Origin of the sequence: Geitlerinema sp. PCC 9228, from assembly GCF_001870905.1 — a bacterium.
GTDB lineage: Bacteria > Cyanobacteriota > Cyanobacteriia > Cyanobacteriales > PCC-9228 > PCC-9228.
In genome coordinates this window covers 1-4,005 of the sequence record NZ_LNDC01000044.1, presented here as the reverse complement: position 1 = coordinate 4,005, position 4,005 = coordinate 1, and the positions used below count along the sequence as shown (strand labels likewise).

Sequence of the window (4,005 nt, the reverse complement as noted above, 5' to 3'; positions counted from 1 at the left end):
GAATGAAACTCCCCGAAAGAAAAAGATAGTGGATATCCACTGCCAAGAAGCTCCGAAGAGATTACACAGAAGCGATCGGGGGGGCATATAAAACATTAAAGCAAAAAGTATAGAATATTAGAGATTGTTAATGAATCCAGCACTGTTTAAAGACCCCTCATGATTGCACATAACCGCAAACCCGTTTGTTTGTCTTTGATTTCTACAGATTTGCCCGTTGGCTCTGTGTTGGAAACGTCTGCTACTCTGTATCAGAAGGAGACAAATCGATTTCACCTGCTGCTGAAAGAACCTCCCCTGCCGGATATCGACCCGATTGCTTCTGGTGACGGTGACGACTCTGTTAGCGAAGCATCTAGTTCCCGCTTGCTGTGGTTGGAAATTTCTCCCCATCGGGTGATTATGACCATGCAAGGCAACCAGGCGTTTAGCTACCGCCATCTGTGGCAGCAGCATACCTATGGGTTGAGTCGCTACTGGCTGCGCAGCTACGAGTTTGGCGGGTACGGGCAGATGCGCTTGCGTAATTTTAACCGTGCTTTGGAACTAACGGGAAGTCCTTTGCCTTCTCACTTGCGCGTTGAATACGAATTGTGGTCGGAAAAATTGCCCATTGGTTGTTATGTATTGAATTTGGAAATCCATCACTGAATCCCATTTGGGGTTCCTATTGGTTAGGGATTGCAGTAGGCATTGATTTCTGCCGCGATCGCATCGGCTTGCTTGGCGGCTTTTTCGGCTTGTTGGCTGGCTTGTTCCACCTGGTTTCTCGCTTGCTGCACCTGTTGGAGTCCGGATTTGTTAGAGCCGGCTTCCTGAGCGCTGGCAAGGGCGGTGCTAGTGGTGGAAAAGGAATCGCTGAGGTCGCTGTAAATTTGGGCGAAGCGATCGCGGTAAGTTTGGAGCTGTTGGTCGGATAATTCTACAGCTTTGACTTCTTCGACCAAAGCATCCAATTCCCGAGATAGCTGCGCGGTGGAGCGGGGGGTTTGTTGGTCAAAATCGCGCATGAGTGCATGTCCGTCGTCAATGACCTCAATCAAACGGTTGCATTGGCTAACTCTAGACTCCCCGCATGCTGCGATCGCAAAAGCAAAAACAAGGAGGACTAGGGACAAACGCCGGCAAGCGGGATCGTTGGAGGAGCGGTTGGGCACGAAATTTCCTGCTGACATCTTCCAGTTGCTTCTGTACGTTGGTTCTGGGGAAGTTGGGCATTTAGCCACTGTCCTCCCGTTCGTCAAGAATTTTGGTTCCTTCTCCTTCCCGGGCAAAGGTGGTTTGTTCTCGCATTCCCTGCACTGCGTAAATGGGGATGGGCGCATGCTTGCCTTTGACGCGCACGGATTCTCTCGATTTCACCGCAACGCGATCGCTACAGCAATCCAAAGTAGACTGGCTAATGAGAATTTCATTGGGTTGGGCTAAATCGCACAAACGGGAAGCCACATTCACCGCATCGCCAATGACTGTATATTGCAAAGTTTGCGAAGAACCGATAGCGCCGGCAATCACCGAACCAGTGTTCACGCCAATGCCCACCTGGATGGGTTCGAGTTGATGGGCAACGCGGTCATGGTTAAATTCTTCTAAGGCTTCTAGCATATCTAAAGCACAAGCAACGGCGCGTAGGGGCGCATCTGGCATGGGAACGGGAGCGCCAAACAAACCAATAATTTCATCGCCCACATATTTATCCAGGGTACCCCCATGTTGAAATAATACATCCACCATGACTTCAAAATAAGCGTTGAGGGTGCTGACCATATCCTCGGGGGCATGGCGTTCGCTCATGGCCGTGAAGCCGCGAATATCGGCAAACAGCATGGTCACGTTCACGTGGGCACCGGCTTTGTCTAAAACCAGCGAACCGCTGACAATTTGTTCTACTAGATTCGGCGAGAGCAGGCGTTGCAGTTGGGCGCGGGTTTCGGCTTCGGTTTGAATTTTTTTGGCGTAGTGGTAGTTTTGAATTGCGATCGCGGCTTGGGTAGCAATGCCGGAAAACAGAATTAAATCTTTTTCGGTGAACGCACCAGTGGTAATCTTGGAGTCCATGTGCATGGCACCCAGCAGTTGGTCTTGATACAGCAAGGGCACGCACATGGTGGAACGAATGCCCTGCATGATAATGCTTTCTGATTCTCGGAAACGCTCGTCTAGTAAGGCGTCGGAACAGAGAACTGCCTGTTTTTTGGTTTTTACTTCTTCTAAGATGCTACTGGAGATGTGAATTTCTTCTTCTTCGTATTTTTGTCGGACAAAGCGCGGCACGAAATCATCTTGCTGGGAATCATACAGCAGAATCACCGCTCTCTCGGCGGGAATGATGGCAAAAGTTTCGTCAACAATTTGCTGCAGTAGTTGGTCGAGGTCGGTATTGACAAACAGCTTTTGAGATAGGGCTTGGGCAACCCGCAACTTTTCATAGTCGGCTTTGAGGGCTTCCAGATTGGAAATTTCGGAAACGTGGGGAAAATAGTTTTTCGCATCCAGGCAGCTTTTTACCTCGCTTTGCAGCTCAATCGGTTTGACGGTCACATTGTTCACTTGACCGTCTATTTGCGGGGCTGCCAGCTCGAAGCGCCAGGTGGTTTGCCCTAAAGAAATGACATCCCCGGGATTTAAAATTCTTTCGGTTATTTTTTCGCCATTGACGTAGGTGCCGTTGAGGCTGTTCAGGTCTCGCAGTAAGTATTTGCCATCTGCTCCCCTCGTAATTTTGCAATGCAGTTTGGAAACAATGCGATCGCGAATCTGGAGAGAATTGCTGGAGTGACGACCGATGGTATTGGAAGATTTGAGTTCGTACTCCTGTGGTCCATTTCCCCCGACCAAAATTAACTTACCTACCATTGCCACAGGGGTGTTGCGGACGTTACTGTTCAAAGGTACTTCCCCAATTGGGGGTCATATTCCCTATTGAAACACCAATATGGCTTGCTGTCTAGGGGATGGTTGTGGCGTTTCAGGGGATGGGACGTAGGGGGATCGGGGCATCAGGGCATAGGGAACAAAAATAGATTGATTTCCTAAATCTCCCATGCTCGGTACACTCGGCCGCTTGCCATCTTCCACGCTACACGCCAACCACCCCCTGCCTCAATCGAAACAATGGGGTGAACTACCGCTATTGAATCAGAGATTACAATAGCGGCTTCCTACCCAACAGATTGCCCAATCATAGATTTCTTACCTCCTCTACGATTGGGTCTTACATCCCGACAGTAGGCTTTGCCCCGCGTCCCGCAATTCAAGAGTCGTAGTCCCTCTTCTGGCGAGGTTGATAGCGGGACTTAAACAAATCTCAGCCCCAAATCAAGCCAAAACTCGCTTTATAAGCAGCAAAAACGTCCTGGTGTTGGCTTAGCCATTGGTAAAAGCGAAAAGATACAGCATTACGAAAAGCCTCTAAAGCATCAGCAAAAGTTTTTAAGGTTCGCTTGGTCCAACGCCTTTGTACCCCCCCAGTTAACTTCTGCCAAAGAATTAAAGTATAGGCGCAAAATACCAAAACAAAATGCCAAAGTAAGCTGGTGAAACTTCGAGCTTGGCATTCTTTCCATCGGGAACCACTGTTTGACATCTCGGTAAAAAACTTCCACCCATTTTCTTTGACCATAGGTAGTCACCACCCATTCCGTGGTTAAATTTTCCAGCTTTATATTCCTTATGAAATAGTCAACTTTGGTTGCTTGTTGCCAGGTGGGTGCATTCATGACGATAGCAAAGGTCCGGTACGCTTGCAGGCTGGTTACGTAAGCCTCAAACGTATTTGCCCACACAGTTTTTCTGGTTGAGCTGGTAAAGAAATTTCTTCCCAAACCCTGGATGAAAGGAATTTAGCTAACCCATCTAGACGAACTTTGGCTGTTGATTTTGATTCTTTTGAAATGATAATAGTTCGATTTTTAGCAACACCTCCTAAATATTTCAGTTTTCGTTTTTCTAGTTGCTTGAGAAAGTTGGTATTGTTGCCATAGCCAGCATCAATTAAAACAATGG

General features: G+C 48.1%; 3 protein-coding genes and 1 pseudogene. 1 reads left to right on the top strand and 3 read right to left on the bottom strand.

Features of this window, described 5'->3' with window-relative positions:
* Nucleotides 1-159: 159 nt before the first annotated feature.
* Nucleotides 160-651 carry a hypothetical protein gene (locus AS151_RS02895; RefSeq protein ID WP_071515570.1) on the top strand — a complete coding sequence of 164 codons (492 nt, stop codon included), beginning with the start codon at nucleotides 160-162 and terminating at the stop codon, nucleotides 649-651.
* A gap of 23 nt (nucleotides 652-674) precedes the next feature.
* Here AS151_RS02895 and AS151_RS02890 read toward each other — a convergent pair whose 3' ends face one another.
* From AS151_RS02890 to AS151_RS21895, 3 genes and pseudogenes are all read right to left on the bottom strand, one after another.
* The gene (locus AS151_RS02890; protein ID WP_139240474.1) at nucleotides 675-1,157 is read right to left on the bottom strand and encodes a hypothetical protein; all 483 of its coding nucleotides are present in this window, start codon (nucleotides 1,155-1,157) and stop codon (nucleotides 675-677) included.
* Nucleotides 1,158-1,218: 61 nt separating this feature from the next.
* Nucleotides 1,219-2,889, bottom strand: a complete 1,671-nt coding sequence (locus tag AS151_RS02885; protein WP_211517501.1) for an adenylate/guanylate cyclase domain-containing protein — start codon at nucleotides 2,887-2,889, stop codon at nucleotides 1,219-1,221.
* An 865-nt stretch (nucleotides 2,890-3,754) separates the two neighbouring features.
* A pseudogene (locus tag AS151_RS21895) lies at nucleotides 3,755-4,005 on the bottom strand (hypothetical protein); the annotation flags it as partial.

Bases quoted from the DNA above. Each gene is read 5' to 3' on its own strand.
- AS151_RS02895 (WP_071515570.1), top strand. From the start codon at position 160: ATGATTGCACATAACCGCAAACCCGTTTGTTTGTCTTTGATTTCTACA.